At 64.1% G+C, this 18,149-nt stretch carries 12 protein-coding genes; 8 read left to right on the top strand and 4 right to left on the bottom strand.

Features of this window, described 5'->3' with window-relative positions:
- The first annotated feature begins 26 nt into the window (after positions 1–26).
- Entirely contained in the window at positions 27–944 is a 918-nt protein-coding gene (locus tag ACHMW6_RS08050; RefSeq protein WP_395406605.1) for an AEC family transporter, read from the top strand.
- Here the strand turns inward: ACHMW6_RS08050 and ACHMW6_RS08045 are convergent.
- From ACHMW6_RS08045 to ACHMW6_RS08030, 4 genes are all read right to left on the bottom strand, one after another.
- Positions 931–2,499: a glycoside hydrolase 43 family protein gene (locus tag ACHMW6_RS08045; protein WP_395406604.1), complete on the bottom strand. Its 1,569-nt coding sequence runs from the start codon at positions 2,497–2,499 to the stop codon at positions 931–933. The two genes, ACHMW6_RS08050 and ACHMW6_RS08045, sit on opposite strands and share 14 nt — an antisense overlap.
- On the bottom strand, positions 2,496–5,597 hold the full coding sequence (locus ACHMW6_RS08040) for a glycoside hydrolase family 2 TIM barrel-domain containing protein (protein ID WP_395406603.1): 3,102 nt from the start codon (positions 5,595–5,597) through the stop codon (positions 2,496–2,498). Before ACHMW6_RS08040 ends, ACHMW6_RS08045 begins: the two co-directional genes overlap by 4 nt.
- A 120-nt stretch (positions 5,598–5,717) precedes the next feature.
- The gene (locus tag ACHMW6_RS08035; protein ID WP_395406601.1) at positions 5,718–8,660 is read right to left on the bottom strand and encodes a TonB-dependent receptor; all 2,943 of its coding nucleotides are present in this window, start codon (positions 8,658–8,660) and stop codon (positions 5,718–5,720) included.
- A gap of 84 nt (positions 8,661–8,744) precedes the next feature.
- Positions 8,745–10,199, bottom strand: a complete 1,455-nt coding sequence (locus ACHMW6_RS08030; RefSeq protein ID WP_395406600.1) for a hypothetical protein — start codon at positions 10,197–10,199, stop codon at positions 8,745–8,747.
- A gap of 281 nt (positions 10,200–10,480) precedes the next feature.
- Between ACHMW6_RS08030 and kduI the strand changes: the two genes are divergently transcribed.
- Genes kduI through ACHMW6_RS07995 form a run of 7 tightly spaced genes read left to right on the top strand, consistent with a single transcriptional unit; the run spans position 10,481 to position 18,144 of the window.
- The gene (gene kduI, locus ACHMW6_RS08025) at positions 10,481–11,329 is read left to right on the top strand and encodes a 5-dehydro-4-deoxy-D-glucuronate isomerase (RefSeq protein WP_395406599.1); all 849 of its coding nucleotides are present in this window, start codon (positions 10,481–10,483) and stop codon (positions 11,327–11,329) included.
- A 10-nt stretch (positions 11,330–11,339) separates the two neighbouring features.
- Positions 11,340–12,095: a 2-dehydro-3-deoxy-D-gluconate 5-dehydrogenase KduD gene (gene kduD, locus ACHMW6_RS08020; RefSeq protein ID WP_395406597.1), complete on the top strand. Its 756-nt coding sequence runs from the start codon at positions 11,340–11,342 to the stop codon at positions 12,093–12,095.
- Positions 12,092–13,084 carry a sugar kinase gene (locus tag ACHMW6_RS08015; RefSeq protein WP_395406595.1) on the top strand — a complete coding sequence of 331 codons (993 nt, stop codon included), beginning with the start codon at positions 12,092–12,094 and terminating at the stop codon, positions 13,082–13,084. The genes kduD and ACHMW6_RS08015 overlap by 4 nt, the downstream gene beginning before the upstream one ends.
- Positions 13,071–14,096 (top strand): hypothetical protein, encoded by a 1,026-nt coding sequence (locus ACHMW6_RS08010; RefSeq protein ID WP_395406593.1) that lies wholly within the window; start codon positions 13,071–13,073, stop codon positions 14,094–14,096. Before ACHMW6_RS08015 ends, ACHMW6_RS08010 begins: the two co-directional genes overlap by 14 nt.
- Positions 14,097–14,107: 11 nt before the next feature.
- A complete protein-coding gene (locus tag ACHMW6_RS08005) occupies positions 14,108–15,322 on the top strand; it encodes an AGE family epimerase/isomerase (RefSeq protein ID WP_395406592.1) in 1,215 nt (404 codons plus the stop codon).
- Positions 15,319–16,230 carry a carbohydrate kinase gene (locus tag ACHMW6_RS08000; protein WP_395406591.1) on the top strand — a complete coding sequence of 304 codons (912 nt, stop codon included), beginning with the start codon at positions 15,319–15,321 and terminating at the stop codon, positions 16,228–16,230. Before ACHMW6_RS08005 ends, ACHMW6_RS08000 begins: the two co-directional genes overlap by 4 nt.
- A 57-nt stretch (positions 16,231–16,287) precedes the next feature.
- Positions 16,288–18,144 carry a glycoside hydrolase family 97 catalytic domain-containing protein gene (locus tag ACHMW6_RS07995; RefSeq protein WP_395406590.1) on the top strand — a complete coding sequence of 619 codons (1,857 nt, stop codon included), beginning with the start codon at positions 16,288–16,290 and terminating at the stop codon, positions 18,142–18,144.
- Positions 18,145–18,149 lie beyond the last annotated feature (5 nt).

Genomic DNA, 18,149 nt, shown 5'->3' with positions numbered 1-18,149 from the left:
GGAAATGTCGAGTAATATCTGGCTCCATGCTTGCCTCAATCATTCCCGTCTTTCTGGTCATCATGCTGGGTGTAGCGATCCGTCAGTTCCGCTGGCTGCCGGACGAGTTCTTCCCCTCGGTGGAGAAGTTCTCCTACTTCATCGCCTTCCCCGCCCTGCTCTTCACCGGAACGGCGCGCCTGAAGTTCGAGGGCCGCATGGTCAGCGAACTGGCCCTGGCCACGCTGCTGCCGACCTTCATCGTGGTCGGCGTGGCCCTGCTTGCGCTGCTGTTCTGGCGCGGACTGCCCGACGCCAGCCGCTCCTCCGTGGTGCAGGGTGCGATGCGGCCGAACAGCTATTTCGGCATCGCCGTCTCCACGCTCTTCTTCCCGCCGCAGACGGCTTCCCTTGTGATGCTGGCCCTGGCGCTTTGCCTGCCGGTGGTGAACATGCTGTCCATTCTGGCGCTGGCCTGGTGGAGCGGCAGCAAGGCGGACCTCGGCAAGGTGGCCGCGATGCTGGGCAAGAACCCCATCATCCTGTCCACGCTGGCGGGGATGATCGCAAGCCTGTCCGGCCTGGCCTTGCCGGCACCGCTGACGAATACGCTGGATATCCTCGGCAAGTCGGCCCTGGCCCTCGGCCTGGTGTGCGTGGGCAGCGGCCTTGTTTTCTCGCGCGACGGACTGCGCCCGATGGCGCTGGGCCTTACGTCCGCGCTCAAGCTGCTGCTGATGCCGCTGATTGCCGCGTGGGTCTGCCTGACATTCGGCGTTTCGCCGGCCGTGACGCTGGCAGCCTGCTTCTACTGCGCGTTGCCCACGGCGCCCAACGCCTACATCATGGCGCGCCAGATGGGCGGCGATGCGAGGCTGATGGCATCCCTGATTACGCTGCAAACCCTGCTGGCGGCGCTCACTGTCCCCGCCAGCAAGGGCTTCCTCGCGCTTATGGGCGGCTGACCTTCACATTGAAGTCGTCCACGTCCAGGTAGCCGCGTGCCGCACCGCTGCCGGCGCTGAACAATCCCATGCGCGCGCCAACCCAGCGGCCAACGGAGGCGATGAAAGGCGCACCGATCGGCGTGTAGCGCTTGCCGTCCACGCTGTACGAGAATTGCGTGCGCGCCCCCTCTTCCACCTGCATGCGCAGGTTCACGCCGGCGGCTGCCAGCGGCTCGCTGGCCACTGTGTTTTCCGTGCAGCCGGTCATCGCACCGAGGCAGGTCACCAGCACCAGCTTGTTGGCGCCCTCTGCGCGGCGCACGCCCAGCCAGGCGTAGTCAGTGCCATACATCACCAGGCCCGCGCTGTCACCATCGGCCAGGCCGCGCAGGTCCAGCTTCGTGGTCGTCGTGAAGCGTTCGGCGGATACCTTCTGCAGCAGGATCGAAGGCATATTCCACAAGTGTTCCAGCGGCTGGCTGTTCAGGCGCAGGAAGCCCTTGCGGGCATTGAGCGAATACCACTCCGGCTTCCAGTTGGCGTTCCACTGCCATTGCAGGCCAAGCCTGGGCTGCGAGAAATCGTCGCTGGCCGCCGGCTCCACGGCCGCCATCGCGCCGGCCAGCGGCTGCTCGTAGCGCGCCACGGGCTGACCGGTGATGTTGCCGGGATCCGCTTCGCCGATCACCGGCCAGTCGTCCTGCCAGCGCATGGGCTGCAGGTGGACGATACGTCCGTAGGCGCCTTTGTGCTGGAAGTGATAGAACCAGTCCTTGCCGTCGGCCGCCTGCACCCAGGCGCCCTGGTGCGGGCCATTGGTATTGCTGCTGCCCTGCGCCATCACAGTGCGTGCCTCATACGGGCCTTCGATGCTGCGCGAGCGGAACACGGACTGCCAGCCGTATTCCACGCCGCCCACCGGGGCGAACACATAGTAATAGCCGCGCGCCTTGTACAGCTTGGGACCTTCCAGCGTGTGATAGGTCGGGTATTTGCTGCCGTCGATGACGATCTTGCCTTCGTCCAGCAGACGCGTCGCGTCCGGCGACATCTTGCGCAGCCGAAGGACGTTGTTGATGCCGGCGCGGCTCATCGCATAGGCATACATCAGATAGGCCTGGCCATCATCGTCCCACAGCGGCGTGGGATCGATCAGGCCCTTGCCGGCGGCTAGCAGCTGCGGCGCGCTCCAGGGGCCGCGAAAGTCCGTGGCCGTGGTCACGTAGATGCCCTGGTCCGGGTCGGGATAGAAGATCCAGAACTTGCCGTCATGGTGGCGCAAGGTTGGCGCCCACACGCCCTTGCCGTGCTGCGGACGCTCGAACATCTCCTGCGGCACCAGCTGCGGCAAAGCGTGGCCGACCAGCTCCCAGTGCACCATGTCGCGCGACTCCAGCAGCGGCAGGCCGGGAGCGCTGTTGAAGCTGGACGCTGTCATGTAATAGGTCTGGCCGACGCGGATCGCGTCCGGATCGGAATAGTCGGCGTGAAGAATGGGGTTGCGGTATTCGGCCGCGCCGGCGGCGGTGCAGGCCGCCAGCGCGAGTACGACTGCGCTAAATGCGCGCTTCATTCAGTCTCCTTGATCGTAAAGCTGTAGCTGGCAGGCTGCAGCTTGATGCGGTACTTGGCCAGCGGGCGCCCATCCAGGCTCCAGCCGGTATCGCCGCCCACGCCGGTCTGCGCCAGGTCGACCAGCAGCGTGCCGTCGCCATGCTGCGCGATCTCGCTGCCCTTCCAGGCGCCGCGCGGACGCATGTAGAGGTCTTCATACGGGAAGGCCAGCGCGTTCACGGCCAGCGGTTTGGCGCCAACGACCTTTACGCCAACACCGGCGCCGGACAGCGAAACCCAGCGTACATCGGTCTTGTTGCCGCTCTCCTGCGGACGCATATAGCCATGATACTGGTCTTTCAGGCCGCCGCTGTAGAGGCCGAGCGCCGCGCCGGTGAGGCGGTCGGCGTATGATTCCTGCGGGCCGCGGCCGTACCAGGTCAGCTTGTCCAGCGAGGGTTCGCTATCGAAGCGCAGGCCCAGGCGCAGAGGGTCTGGCAGGTCGTCGCGCAGCGGCGTGAAGATGGCGTTCACATGCACGGTGCCATCCTTCGCCATGCGGTAGATGGTTTCCCAGTGTGCGGCGCCGGCGCCAAAGCTGTACAGCACCCGCACCGAGTCGCTGCCCACATCCAGCGCGCGCAGGTTGCGGTTGGCGGTGAACTGCTGCCATACCTTGTGGGATTTATCGACGCCCGTGCCTTCGTCGTTGTCGGTCAGGCCGCGCCAGAAGTTCGGCGTGCCGCCTTTCAGCAGAGTCTTGCCCTTGGCCGTGTAGCGCACCAGGCCAGTGCTGGCGTCGATTGCCAGCACTGCGCCCGCTGCGGCCAGCCGCACTTCGCCGCCGTCGCGCACCGGCCGCACGCCGGCAGTTTGCGGGCGGGCCGGCGCGGTCGCCGGCGACGCCAGCACGAACTGCGTCCATCCCAGCACCGTCCCAGCCGGGACGCCCTTGGTGGCGCCCTCCTTCGCTTTGGCGCGCAGCGTGAGCACCAGCTCACCGCCCTGCGCAGCGACGGCTGGCAGTTTGAATGCCACAGGCGCCGACTTGCCGGCAGCAGCCTGCACGCCGGCCAGCGTGCCATTGGCGACAGCAACGCCATCGCGCGTGACCGACCAGTCGAACTCCAGGCCTGACAAGTCGCGGAAATCGTAACGGTTCACTACGCGCAGCGAGCCGCGCGCCGGGTCGCCTTCGAACACCACCGGCGAATACACCTTCTGCAGCTCGTAATACTCCGGGTCCGGCGTGCGATCCGCCTGCACCACGCCGTCGCCGACCACGCTGTTGTCGCCATGGTCCGGATTCAGGTCGAAGCCCGAGGCCCAGTATTTGCGGCCCTGCGCATCGACTGCGGAAACGCCCTGGTCCACCCAATCCCACACGAAACCGCCCTGCAGCTTGCGGTGGGCGCGGATGGTCTGCCAGTAATCCTCGAAATTGCCCAGCGAGTTGCCCATCGCGTGCGCATACTCGCACTGGATCATCGGCTGGCGGTAGCGCGGGTCCTGGGCGTAATCGGCCATCTTCTCGATATCGTCATACATCGGCGCATAGATATCGACATAAGAATTCGGCAGGTGCTCCTCGCCGATAGTGCCGTGCCCCAGGTAGCTGACCAGGCGCGTAGGGTCGTTCTCGCGTATCCAGTTGGCCGCGTTCTCAAAATTCGGTCCCGTGCCAGCCTCGTTCCCCAGCGACCAGAAGATGATCGACGGATGGTTGCGGTCGCGCTGCACCATGCGCGATACGCGGTCCAGGTGGGCCGCGCGCCAGTGCGCCTTGTAGCCCAGCTGGATCTGCTCGCGCTTCGCCGGTTCGGCATCGCCCTTCTGCATGTATTCGTGGGACTCGATATTGGCCTCGTCCATGATGTAGAGGCCATATTCATCCGCCAGGTCATACCAGCGCGGATCGTTCGGATAGTGCGAAGTGCGCACGGCATTGATGTTCGCCTGCTTCATCAACTCGATGTCCTTGCGCATCGACTCCATCGACAGTGTGCGGAAAGTCACCGGATCATGCTCGTGGCGGTTCATGCCCTTGATCATCACGCGCTTGCCGTTCACGCGCACTTCGCCGTCCGCGATTTCCACGGTGCGGAAGCCGATGCGCTTCGATGTTGCCGAAATGAGCTTGCCGTCCGCGCCTCGGTATTCCAGCACCAGGCGGTACAGGTTCGGCGTTTCGGCGGACCATGGCTTCACATTCCTGATCACGCCCTGCAGCGCAGCGCCGGCGCCGGCAATCGGCGCGCGAGTGCTCAGAACGGAACGGTCGCCGTCGTACAGGGTGGCCACAACCTCGCCCGCGGCGGGCTGGCCCGCGAAGTCTGCGCGCAGCGAGAACTGGCCGTCGCGGTAAGTGGCCTTGTCCAGCAAGGCGTTCACGCTGAAGTCGCGCAGGCGAGCCTTCGGTTCGGCATACACGTAGACGCTGCGCTCGATCCCGGACAGGCGCCAGAAGTCCTGGTCTTCCAGGTAGGAGCCGTCCGCCCAGCGATAGACTTCGATGGCGATCGTGTTGCGGCCGGGGCGCACGAAGCGCGTGAGGTCAAATTCGGAAGGCAGCTTGGAGTCTTCAGAGTAGCCGACCTTTTCGCCGTTCACCCAGACATAGTAAGCTGCGCCGGCCGCGCCGATGTGAAGGAATACGTCACGCCCGTCCCAGCCCGCCGGGACCTCGAAATCGCGGCGGTAGGAGCCGACTTCGTTCGTCTCGTGCGGGATGAAGGGCTCGTTGGCCGGGAACGGGTATTTGATATTGGTGAAGATCGGCTTGCCGAAGCCCTGGGCCTGGATCATGCCGGGCACCTGGATGGTCTTCCAGGCGCTGACGTCGAAGCCGGGCTTGTAGAAGTCAATCGGACGGGCGTCAACGCCGGGCGAATAGGCGAAGGACCAGGCGCCATCGAGCGAGCGGTAATACTGGGATGCGGACAGCTCCCCGGCGACGGCCTTGTCCACGCTCTCGAAATTGAAGAAAGTGGCCTTCATCGGCAAGCGGTTGACTGCCACCACTTCCGGCTGTTCCCACTCCGGGGTTTGCGCCGCGCTGTGGGCGCAGCAAAGCATGGCCGCCAGGGCGAGCGGCGCGAGACTGAAGCGAATATTCACTGACTGTTCTCCTCCATTGTTGTTATCAGGCTATGCTAGGTGAACTGACAACAAGGAGTTATCAAAAAAAGACCGGACCCATATCGATTCGACATAGGTCCGGCAGAGGTGGGAGAAGAATTACTTGCCGCCGAACTTGTAACGCAGGCCGATGCTGTAGGTACGGCCATTCGCATAGTGCTGGCGTTCCAGGCCGGTTTCATACGTGCCCGGCTCGCCGACGAAGCGGTTCAGGGCCTTGTCCGTCAGATTGGAACCGTTGAAGGACAGGGTCAGGTTTGGCGCAATCTCGTAGTTGAGCGACGCGTCCAGGATGCCGTAGGAACCGATATAGCGGCCATCGATCGGGTTTGTCGAAACGCCGAACAGGATCGACGGCGAACGCCAGGTGTAGACCACGCGGGCCGACAGCTTGTTGTCGTCGTACATGCCGGAGATGCTGAAGTTGTTCTTCGACTGGAACGGCTGCGGCGTATCGACGATGCGCGGCGCCGCTGCGCTGCCGAAATTGACCGGGTTCGAGGTCTTCACATAGGTGTAAGAACCGGACAGGCCGAAGTTGTTCAGCATACCGTAGCTGGAATCGAAGAAATACTGGCCGGACAGTTCCACGCCGCGTGCATAGCCCTTCTCGGAGTTGACCGACTTCGAAACCTGCCACTGGCCGTTCGAGCAGCTGTTCGATTGGCCACCGGCATAAGCCACCGGCAAGGTCTGGCATTCGACGATGGCGTTGAAGAAGCCGTTGATCTCCTTGTCGAAGACCGCCGCTGCCACATAGTTGGTCGGGCTGAAGTAGCGTTCCAGCGAGATGTCGAAGCTGTTGGCGGTCTGTGGACGCAGGTCCGGATTGCCGACATTGGCGGTACCGGCAGTCACGTTCGCCGTGATGCTCGGGTTCAGGTCACTCAGGCCGGCGCGGGTCAGGCTCTTGCCGTAGCCGAAGCGGGCCAGGAAGTCCTTGGTGATGTCATAGGTGACGTTAGCCGAAGGCAGCACATTGTTGTACGAAGTGTCGCGCACGTTGTCCACCAGTGCGCCAGCGGCAGCGCCCGGACGCAGGTCGGCGATCTTGGCAATGGCGCGGCCCTCGGTGCGCACCACGCGCACACCGATATTACCTTTCAGGCGGTCATCCATCGCGGAGAACTCGCCCATGCCGTATACCGCAGTCGTATTCTCGCGGATGAAGCGGCGTGCGCCGAGGTTTTCCAGATAGGCGCCTTGCGCCAGAATGCCGGCGTTGGGGAAGGCATTTTTCACCTGGTCGCCCAGCAGTGCATCCGGCTGATACACCACATAGCCGCCGGAATAACCGGCATCGCCGCGCATGAAGTTGCTCGGGGCCTGCTCCCAGAAACTGGTGCTGCCAACCTTGATGCCGTTGGTGCGGGTGATCGGCACCAGGGCCTTGCCGTCGGTGGTCATCGGCCGGCCGGAGAAGTTCACGTTGGTGTACAGGCTTTGCTGGTGGGCGTAGCGGGTACCGAACTTGATCTTGTTGAACAGGCCGTCCATGCTGTAGGCGCCACTGAAGGCGGCCGCATAACCTTTGTCGTCCCAGGTCTGGTTGGTGCCGTTGTTGTAGTCGCGGAACACGAAGTTGTTCGGGTCGCTCAGGTTCGGACCGGTGAAGGTCAACTGGTGCGGAGCGCCGTCAGCCACGCGGTTGGTAGACCAGATCAGGCCCGGCGCGGAGTCCATATTCACCGAGCGGTTGTCCTGGGTCTGGTCGGACTTGATGTAGGAGAGGTCCAGTTTCAGGGACAGGGCGTCCGTCGGGCTCCATTCCACGCCGCCGGCGCCGATCCAAGTGGTATAAGGACGGTGCTCGTCGCCGCCCACGGTGTTGACGGTGGAATTCAGCATGCTGCCGCTCAGGAAGCGCTTGCTGACCAGTACATCATCGCTACCGCCGTTGATGTTGCGGTTGGCCAGGCCTTCGGTCAGCGCGAACGGCGTGGTTTGCAGGTTCTGCACGTTGCCGCCGTCGACCGAGTTCAGGCCGCGGTAGTTCTGGTGGTACAGGTAGTAGATGTAGTTCGCTTCAGTGTAGAAGCGCAGCGTGTTCGAAACGCGCCAGTCGGCCGCCAGGTTCAGGCCTTTGCGCTCGCGCATGATGGTTTCCTGGAAGGCGTTGCTGGTCAGCGCCGGTGCCGCGATCAGGTTGGCGTCCTGTCCCGAAGCGGTGGGCATGGTGCCGGCGTCCAGGAAGCTGACGTCGCTGCGGCCAACGTAGGCGGACAGCGGCTGAAACGGGCTGTTGCTCGTATTGCTGGCAGCCCTGGTCGCGTACTCGGCGCTGTCCGCGCGCACCACGCGCTTCAGGTTGGAGCCACCGTTGGCCGGGTTGTTGTCCGAACGGCCGGTGCTCTTCTGATACATGGCCGCCGCCAGCACGCCGATGCGCTGGCCGCCGCCGAGGTCGAAGCGGTTGGCGACAAGGCCGAACAGTTCCGGATCGGATTTCTTGGCCAGGTCGTTCCAGCGGCCGTTGACGGCCAGCGATGCAGTCAGGCTTTTGAAATCGCTCGGGTTGCGGGTGCGGATATTCACCAGGCCGCCAATGCCGCCTTCGATGTGTTCCGCAGTCGGATTCTTGTAGACGTCGATGCCGGCCACCATGCCAGGGATCGCGCCTTCGATATTGAATTCGCGGCCGCCTGCAGTGAAGAAGGCGCGGCCATTGACCTGCGACGCCGTCTGTCCGGACAGGCCGCGAATGGTCAGGCCCGAGCCGGCGCCGACCGGCGATGCGCCCTCGCCGCCGTAACGGTAGCCCTGCACGCCCGGAATGCGGGTCAGGGTTTCAGCCACGTTCGGATCGGGCAGCTTGCCGATATCTTCGGCGGTGATGGAATCGACCACCTCGGCGGAATCGCGCTTGATGGCGACCGAAGAACGGGCACTGGCGCGGATGCCGCTCACCACCACGGTCTGTGCTTCCGGTTCGGCGGCTCCATTAACCACGACGGGACTGCCGCTCTGCTGCGCAAAAGCCGCGGGAACGAATGCCTGGCTAACGGCCAATGCGATACCCGTCAAAACGATCTTGTTGCTCATTTCACCATCTCCTCTTTGTTGTCTATATTTTCGTTATCGATAACAGTTTCGGACCAGCCGGGCAGCGCCCGGCAAGGCCTCAGGTCATTTGAAACTGATGCCTTCCGTATGCGGACCGATATCCAGCACGTTCGCCTCCGCGCCCTTGAGCCGCTTGCCCTCCACCGTGACGTTTTCGATGACCACGTTTTTAACCTTGCGGTCCTTGTCGTAGCCATAGATGACAGACGCGCTGGGCGAGCCCTTGCCGCTGTAGTGGATATTGCGAAGGGTGATGTTCTCGATGCCGCGCCCCGGGCTGGTGTTGTACTTCGGCGTGTAGGCGATGTGCAGGTTGAACAGCTTGCCCTCCTCGATGCGCTCGACCCGGATGTTCTCGAAGGTCACGTCGCGCACCAGGTTGTCGTCACCGGCCATGATGCCGATGGCGCCTTCGTATTCCGGTTCGTCCTCGTCGTGGTCGAGGATATCGATATTGCTGAAGCGGATACGCTCCAGCACTTCGGCCTCCGGATGGGCCGCTGTTGGCGTGTTGCCGTGAATTCCAATCATGACCGCATGCGCGATGTCGGCCCACAGCGTGCTGTCGGTCACGGTGATGTCGCGCGTATTGCCCCAGATGTCCCAGCGGTGGTTGTACAGGGTGATGCTGTCGTCCGAGGTGCGGACAAAGCTGTCGCTGATCTTCACTCGCTCGCAGGCGAAGTGGCCCAGGCCATCGGACCACTGGCCGGCGCCGATGGTGCGGATGCTGCGCTCTTCGATGTCCTGCGAGGTGATGCAGCGCATGGTACCGTGCGGCTGGTTGATGAAGATCGGGCCGTCGATCGAGATGTTCTTCGCGTTGCGGATGGTGGTCATATCGACACCGTCGAAGATGCCGTCGCTGATCACCTTCACGTTTTCCACGCCATCGATGACCAGCGGGCTTTTCAGCAGGGCGGAACCATCGATGTAGACGGTGGTGTTGGAGCGCAGGCGGAACTCGCCGCTATGGACGCCCGGGCCAAAATACACCACGGGCTGGGTCAGGTCAGGCGCCTTGCCCTGGGTGATGTCGTAGGAAGTCAGATCTTCCGGCTGCTGCGGCATATCCTTGCGGATGGCGTGGGTGAAGATGTGCAGGTTGTGCAGGCGGTCGTCGTCGAATTCCACGCTCAGGTTTTCGGCGCGGTTCAGCGTGAAGTAGACGATGCCATTGCGGACCGTATGCTTGATACCCTTCGATTCCGGACGCACGGCCACTTTGCTGAAGATGCCGTTGTTCTTTTGCACCGACACTTCAACGGCGCCGTCGAAATTGAAATAGACCATGGAGGCGTTCTGCTTGGTGTCCAGGTCCACTTTCACGTTATATTCGTACAGGTCCTGCCACACGCCGCCCGGAGTGCGCACGCGCACCGTGAAGTCGTCGTTGTGGTGGGTGTAGCGGATCGGCTGCGGAAAGGGAAATACCTGCAGTTTGTCCACCGGCGCGGCCTGGCCCGTACTGGCAAATGCGCAGGTGGCTGCAGCCAACGCGAAAAGCTTCCTGATCACTCTTGTCTCCTGCCCGCATTGTGCGGCGCTTGTTATCGATATCAGAATCGATGTTAGGTCAATCTCTTGAGCGGGTCAAGCCTGTGAGGGTTCTTAACAACAAGTAGAGTTATCAAATTTTTCTTTTGATCCATATCGAATCGGCATAGCTTCTGTTGTTTCATTTCTGAAGCGGCATAATTAATTATGAAAAATACGTGAAAAGCTCTTTGCCTTTTCACGAAATCCACTGCTATACTTGTTATCGATAACAGCAATTCACTACATTGGAGACTGGTCGCATGTTCCAAAAGACCCTTCACGCTACGCATCCCGACATGATGGCGAACGCCAGCAACGAACAGCTGCGCGAGCGCTACCTGATCAACGGCCTGTTCGAATCAGGCCGGATCGCACTCAATTACTGCCATAACGAACGCTTCGTGATCGGCGGCGCCGCGCCGCTGGATACGCCGCTCGCCCTGCCCCACCAGACCGAACCCGCGTCCGCCGCAGGCCAGCCCTTCCTGGTGCGCCGCGAACTGGGCATCATCAATGTGTCGGCCGGCACCGGCCGCGTCACCGTTGATGGCCAGGCTTTCGAGCTGGCACCGCGCGACGGCCTGTATGTGCCGATGGGCAGCACCGACGTCACCTTCGAATCACTGGACGCGGCCAAACCTGCCCGCTTCTATCTGGCTTCCACGCCGGCCCATGCGCGCTTCGAGCTGGTGAAGATCAATCACTCCCAGGCCATTCCGCTGGAGCGCGGCAGCCTGGAAACCTCGAATGCCCGCACCATTTATCAGTACGTGATTCCGGGCGTGTGCCAGTCGGCCCAACTGCTGCTTGGCCTGACCGTGCTGAAGACGGGCAGCGTGTGGAATACCATGCCGCCGCACTTGCACGAGCGCCGCTCCGAAGTCTATTTCTACTTCGACCTGAAAGAATCCGAGCGCGTGTTCCACTTCATGGGCGAGCCGGACAAGGCACGCCACATCATCGTGGCCAACGAGGAAGCGGTGGTGTCACCGCCCTGGTCCATCCACATGGGTTCGGGCACCGCCAATTACGCGTTCATCTGGGCCATGGGCGGGGAAAACCTCGACTATACCGACATGAACGTGCTCGATATCTGCCAGCTCAAATAAGGAACGCGCCATGTCCAATCTGTTCGACCTGACCGGGCGCACCGCCCTGGTCACCGGCGCCAACACGGGCCTGGGCCAGGCGATCGCCATCGCCCTCGCCCGCGCCGGCGCCGACATCGTGGCCGCCGGCCGCAGCGACGCCAGCGAAACCGCTCAAGCCGTGGCTGAAGCGGGCCGCGGTTTCCACTTCGTGCAGGCCGATTTCGGCAGCACGGCCGATGTGCAGCGCGTGGTGGACGCGGCGATTGCCTTCCGCGGCCGCCTCGATGTCGTCGTCAACAATGCAGGCATCATCCGCCGGGCCGACAGCCTGGACGTGACCGAGGATGACTGGGACGCGGTGGTGAACACGAATATGAAGTCGGTATTCTTCGTGTCCCAGGCTGCGGCGCGCTACATGGCCAAGCATGGCGGCGGCAAGATCATCAACGTCGCTTCCCTGCTCTCCTTCCAGGGCGGCATCCGCGTGCCTGCCTATACTGCCAGCAAGAGCGCGGTGGCCGGCATCACGCACGCCCTGGCCAATGAGTGGGCCGCGCTGGGCATCAACGTCAATGCCATTGCGCCCGGCTACTTCGAGACCAATAACACGGCGCCGCTGCGCGACGATCCGAACCGCGCGCCCGCGATCCTGGCCCGCATTCCCGCCGGCCGCTGGGGCGTGCCGGACGACCTCGCCGGCGCGGCGGTATTCCTCGCCAGCGCCGCCAGCAATTATGTCCACGGCATCGTACTGCCGGTTGATGGGGGATGGCTCGCGCGATGAATACTATTGTCTGCTTTGGCGAAATCCTCCTTCGCCTTTCCGCGCCGGCCGGCGAGCTGCTGCTGCAATCGCCGATGGTCGATACTTGCATCGGCGGTGCGGAAGCGAATGTGGCCGTGTCGCTGGCCCACTTCGGCCATGATGCCCGCGTGGTCAGCGCGCTGCCGGACAATGCCCTCGGCCACGCGGCCCGCAACGCCTTGCGCGCCCAGGGCGTGGATACGCGCGCCATCCAGTTCCATCCCGGCCGCATGGGGCTTTATTTCCTGACGCCCGGCGCCGTGCTGCGCCCGTCCGAAATCATTTACGACCGTGCAGCTTCCGTCTTCGCCCAGAACGAGGCTTATGACTGGCCGGCGCTGCTGGCCGGCGCCAGCTGGCTGCATGTTTCCGGTATTACGCCGGCCGTGGGCCCGCAAACGTCGGCGGCCGTGCTGGCTGCCGTGCGCGCGGCCCGTTCCGCCGGCGTGCGCGTGTCCTTCGACGGCAACTACCGGGCTTCCTTGTGGGCGCTGCAGGGCAGCGACGGCGCGGACGTGCTGAAGGAATTGCTGTCCCACGCCGACCTGGCATTTGCAGACCAGCGCGACATCGCCCTGGTGTTGCGCCGTCCTGAACTGGCGAAGGACCGCGCGGCAGCCATGCAGGCTGCGTTTGCCGCCTTCCCGCAGTTGCAGCGCGTGGCCGCCACGATCCGCACCCAGCACAGTGTGGACCATCACGAGATCAAGGCCACACTGTACACGCGCAGCGGCATGTTCGATACGGGCAGCTATTCGCTGCCGGGCATCGTCGAGCGCATCGGCACCGGCGACGCTTTCGCATCCGGCGTGCTGCATGGCCTGGAATCCGGCTGGGACGATGCCGCCGCGCTGGAGTTTGGCGTAGCCGCGGCAGCATTGAAACATTCGCTGGCCGGCGATTTCCTGGCCGTCAGCGAAGCGCAGGTCAAGGCTGTAGCGGCAGGAGGGCTGGATGTCCGTCGTTGATTCAGGACGGCTGGCCTGGCGGCTGCAGTGGGAACACGGCAGCGCGGAGGTGCAGGCGCTGGGCGGCATGCTCGGCCCCGTCACGTTCCGGCTCGGCGAAGAGCGCGAGCTGGACGTGATGCACGTGGCGCCCTGGGCGGGCATGACGCGCGCCTCCGCCCTGCCCGGCTTGATGCGCCGCCTGCGCGGCGAGTGGCCCTGTGTACCCTTCGGCCGCACCGACCTGCCGTCCGACTTGCCGGAGGGCTGGCAGCCGCGCGATCCCGGCGACACCTGGCCGCATGGTTACGCCGCAAATCATCGCTGGGAATGCATCTCCGCCACGCCGACCCGCGTGCACCTGGCAATCGAATATCCGGCTGATTCGCCGGTCTCGCGCATCGAACGCGTGATCGAAGCGGCCGCCGATGCGCCGGCACTGGACATTACGCTGACCGTGCATGCGCGCCACGCCGGCCGCCTGCCGGCAGGCCTGCACCCGACGTTCCGCCTGCCGCCGGCGCCAGGGCGCGTGCGCGTGCTGCTGGGCGAGCATGAGGGCATCCACAGCTATCCCGCCAGCCCGGCCGGCGCCGTGTCGCGCCTGGTGCCGGATGCGCGCTCGGAGAATCTGTCCGCCATGGCCGGCGTGGACGGCCCGCTCGATCTGTCGCGCCTGCCGCTGGCGGTCGCCGGCGAGGAACTGGTGCAGGTCAAGGGCATCCATGGCGCCGGCAACCGCGCGCCGCTCGCCCTGCACTATCTCGATTACGATGCCTGCGTCGGCCTGTGGTGGGACACCGCCCAGCTGCCCGACCTGATGCTCTGGATTAGCAACGGCGGCCGCATTCACTTCCCCTGGATGAGCCGCCACCTCGCGCTTGGCGCGGAGCCGGTCAACGGACAGTTCGACCTGGGCCGCGTCGCCAGCGCACCGCAGGACCATCCGCTCGCTTCCCGCACGGGCATTGCGCTCGATCCCGCGCAACCCTGGACTACCCGATACCGTATCGCGGCATGGCCGCAAACCTGATGAGAGATCCCATGCTCCCTGATTTCCGATCGCCCGACTCGCTGCTGGCCCATATCGCCCACACCATGCAGTTCTACCATCCACGCTGCATCGATCCGAGCGGGGGCTTCTATCACTTCTTCCTGGACGACGGCACGGTCTATGACAGGCACACGCGCCACCTGGTTTCCAGCACGCGCTTCGTCTTCAATTACGCCATGGCCAGCCGCCGCTTCGGCGATCCGGCCTATGCCCAGGCGCTGCGCCACGGCGTGGCCTTCCTGCGCAATGTGCACCGCGACCCGGCCACCGGCGGCTATGCATGGCAGCTTTCCTGGCGCGATGGCCGCAAGGAAGTCCTCGACGGCGACAACCACTGCTATGGGCTGGCCTTCGTTCTGCTGGCCTACTCGCACGCATTCGCGGCCGGTGTCGATGAGGCCCTGCCATGGATCGAGGAAACCTTCGCCCTGATGGAGCAGCGTTTCTGGCAGCCTGAATACGGCCTGTACGCCGACCAGGCCAATGCCGACTGGTCGGTGCTCGACTCCTACCGCGGCCAGAATGCGAACATGCACGCCTGCGAGGCATTGATTGCCGCGTTCGAGGCGACCGATGATGTGCGCTACCTGCACCGCGCCGAAAAGCTGGCCCATAACATCACCATACGCCAGGCGGCGCTGGCCGATGGCATGGTGTGGGAGCATTACAAGTCCGACTGGTCGGTGGATTGGGACTACAACCGCGAGGACAAGACCAATATCTTCCGTCCCTGGGGCTACCAGCCGGGCCACCTGACCGAGTGGGCCAAGCTCCTGCTGCTGCTCGAGCGCCATGCTGCGCACCTTGCCGGCGCGGCGGACTGGCTGGTGCCGCGCGCATCCCAGCTGTTCGATATCGCGCTGGACAGCGCATGGGATCCGGTCCACGGCGGCATCCACTACGGCTTCGCGCCGGACCGTTCGATCTGCGACGGCGACAAGTATTTCTGGGTGCAGGCCGAGAGCCTGGCCGCGGCGGCTGTGCTGGCGCAGCGCACTGGCCTGGAGCGCTACTGGGACTGGTACGACCGCATCTGGGCCTACAGCTGGGAGCATTTCGTGGACCACGAGCATGGCGCCTGGTATCGCATCCTGAGCCCGTCCAACGGGAAGCTGACCAACGAGAAGAGCCCAGCCGGCAAGGTGGACTACCACACGATGGGCGCATGCTATGAGGTGCTGAATGTGATCGGATCGGCGTCATGACGGCTTTGCCTTCCTTTGTGTCGGCCGGAGAGGCGCTGACGGATTTGCTGCGCACCGGTCCTTCGACCTGGAACAGCCAGCCGGGCGGCTCCACCTGGAATGTGGCGCGCGTGATGGCGCGGCTGGGCGTGGCGAGCGCGTTTGCGGGCGCTGTGAGCAGCGATGTGTTTGGCCGCGCTTTGGCCGCGGCCAATGCGGAGGCGGGCCTCGATCCGCGCTTCCTGCAGCTGGTGGGCCGTTCGCCGCTGCTGGCGGTCGTGCACGAGCTGAATCCGCCCAGCTATTTTTTCATCGGCGACGACAGCGCGGACCTGCATTTCGACGCCGCCCGCTTGCCTGACGGCTGGCAGGACAGCGTCCGTTGGGTGCACTTCGGCGGCATCAGCCTGGCGCGGGAGCCTTTGGCCGGCAAGCTGATTGCGCTGGCTACTGAATTGAAGCAGCGCGGGGTGCGCATCAGCTATGACCCGAATTTCCGGGCGCTGATGGACGAGCGCTATGATGCGACGCTGCGCCGCATGGCGGGGCTGGCGGATGTGATCAAGGTGTCCGACGAGGATTTGCGAGGCCTGTTCCGCACCGAGTCCGTCGATGCCGCACTGGCCTCGCTGCGCGCGATGAATCCTGCGGCGCGTGTGCTGTACACGCACGGCGAGCGCGGCGCGCAACTGCTGGAAGGCGAGCAGACGTGGCACGCGTCGGCCCTGCCGGTGAATGTGGTGGACACGGTCGGCGCGGGCGACGCCAGCATCGGCGCGCTGCTCTACAGCTTCATGAGCTGGCCTGAGCGCGACGGCGGCGCCCACCTGCGCTTCGCCGTCGCCGCCGGCGCCGCCGCCTGCATGTCCCCCGGCGCCACGCCGCCTTCCCTTGCATCCATTCAGGCCCTGCTGCGGGAGGCCGCATGACGTCTCTCGCTCCGGCCTGCGCTGCGATAGTACGGCGCCTGGCGGCGGCCCTGATGCTTGGGCGCTGCGCTGCTGCCGGCTGCACAGGCGCAGGACGCGGTCGTGCGTTCGCCGGACGGAAAACTGCAGATGGAGATCCGCCAGCAGCAGCAAGCCGACGGCAAGCGCCAGCTGCGCTACTCGGTCAGCTACGCCGGCAAGCCGGTGATCCTCGATTCGCTGATGGACCTGCAGCTGGACAACCACCTGACCGAGAGCGCGATGGCCCTGCCTATCGACCGCCACGGCAAATGGTTCGAGAACCTGAAGATCACCGGCATCCAGCAAGGCAGCGCCGACAAGACCTGGCGCCCGACAACCGGCGAGCGTGCGGAAATCAAGGACCGCTACAACACCCTGACCGTCAACCTCGTCAAGGATGACAATCCGGTCTACAAGCTCGCGCTGGAAGCCAGGGCCTACGATGAAGGCGTCGCCTTCCGCTTCGCCTTCCCGGAAAACGAAAAAGGGAGCTACTACCGCATCACGCAGGAAAACACCGAGTTCGCGCTGCCGAAGGGGACGAAGGCCTGGTTCCACGGCTGGGCGCAAGCGCCGTACAAGCTGCTGCCGCTGGCGGACTGGCCGGACGAATCGGAGCGTCCGCTCACGCTGCAGCTGCCGAATGGCCTGAACGTCGCGCTGCTGGAAGCGCAGATGGTCGACTACTCGCGCACCAAGTTCAAGCTGCACAAGACTAAACCGGACACCATCGTCACTTCGATGCACGACCCGGCCGACCTGATCTCGCCCTTTGCCACACCCTGGCGCGGCATCATGGTCGCCGGGTCCTATCCGGCGCTGGCGCAGAACAGCCACTTCATCCTGAACCTGAATGAGCCAAGCAAGCTGCCGGACGAAAGCTGGATCAAGCCGGGCAAGATCATCCGCGTGATGAGCCAGACCACGGCGGACGCCAAGGCGAATATCGACTTCGCAGCCCGCCACGGTCTGCAATACATCCTGTTCGACTGGAAGTGGTACGGCCCCGCCTTCTCCTTCGATTCGGACGCCACCAGGGTCGCCATCCCGGACTTCGACCTGCCCGGCATCATCGCCTACGGCAAGCAGAAAGGCATCGGCGTCTGGCTCTACGTGAACCAGCAAGCCTTGCTGATGCAGTCGGACACCCTGTTCAAGACCTACCACGACTGGGGCGTGCAAGGCGTGAAATTCGGCTTCGTGCAGGTCGGTTCCCACCGCTGGACCACGTGGATCGAAAAAGCTATCCAGCAGGCGGCGGACGCAAAGATCATGGTCAACATCCACGACGACTGGCGCCCCACCGGCGAGCAGCGCACCTGGCCCAACCTGATGACGTCCGAAGGTATCCGCGGCAACGAGGAAATGCCGGACGCCACGCACAACACGGTGCTGCCCTTCACCCGCTTCCTGGCCGGCGCCGCGGACTACACGATCTGCTACTACAGCCCCCGCATCAGGACCACCCATGCCCACCAGCTGGCCCTGGCCGCGATCTATTACAGCCCGTTGCAAACGCTGTACTGGTACGACAAGCCGGAGCAATCGCAGCACGAGCCGGAGCTGGCATTCTGGGACCGCATTCCGACCACCTGGGACGACACGCGCATCATCGACGGCCGCCCCGGCGAGTTCGTGACCACGGCGCGCCGCATGGGCGAGGAATGGTTTGTCGGCACAATCACCAATAACGAAGCGCGTACGCTGAAAATCCCGCTTGACTTCCTGCAGCCGGGCCAGCGCTACGAAGCCACCATCTATGCGGATGACGCGAAGGCGCCAACGGCGACCAGGGTCGGCATGCGCACCATTAAAGTCGATGCGCGCACGGTGCTGGAAGCGCCGCTGCAGGCATCCGGCGGACAAGCCGTCTGGATTCGTCCGCTGAAATAAGGAGG

It is taken from the genome of Pseudoduganella sp. UC29_106, assembly GCF_044055365.1.
In the GTDB taxonomy this organism is placed as follows: Bacteria; Pseudomonadota; Gammaproteobacteria; order Burkholderiales; family Burkholderiaceae_D; genus Rugamonas.
The sequence above is the reverse complement of the archived record's forward strand: the minus strand, read 5'-3'. Positions and strand labels throughout refer to the sequence as shown.

Excerpts from the sequence above, each read along its gene's own strand:
- ACHMW6_RS08050 (WP_395406605.1), top strand. The coding sequence starts at position 27 with ATGCTTGCCTCAATCATTCCCGTCTTTCTGGTCATCATGCTGGGTGTA.
- ACHMW6_RS08045 (WP_395406604.1), bottom strand. The coding sequence starts at position 2,499 with ATGAAGCGCGCATTTAGCGCAGTCGTACTCGCGCTGGCGGCCTGCACC.
- ACHMW6_RS08035 (WP_395406601.1), bottom strand. The coding sequence starts at position 8,660 with ATGAGCAACAAGATCGTTTTGACGGGTATCGCATTGGCCGTTAGCCAG.
- kduI (WP_395406599.1), top strand. The coding sequence starts at position 10,481 with ATGTTCCAAAAGACCCTTCACGCTACGCATCCCGACATGATGGCGAAC.
- kduD (WP_395406597.1), top strand. The coding sequence starts at position 11,340 with ATGTCCAATCTGTTCGACCTGACCGGGCGCACCGCCCTGGTCACCGGC.
- ACHMW6_RS08015 (WP_395406595.1), top strand. The coding sequence starts at position 12,092 with ATGAATACTATTGTCTGCTTTGGCGAAATCCTCCTTCGCCTTTCCGCG.
- ACHMW6_RS08010 (WP_395406593.1), top strand. The coding sequence starts at position 13,071 with ATGTCCGTCGTTGATTCAGGACGGCTGGCCTGGCGGCTGCAGTGGGAA.
- ACHMW6_RS08005 (WP_395406592.1), top strand. The coding sequence starts at position 14,108 with ATGCTCCCTGATTTCCGATCGCCCGACTCGCTGCTGGCCCATATCGCC.
- ACHMW6_RS08000 (WP_395406591.1), top strand. The coding sequence starts at position 15,319 with ATGACGGCTTTGCCTTCCTTTGTGTCGGCCGGAGAGGCGCTGACGGAT.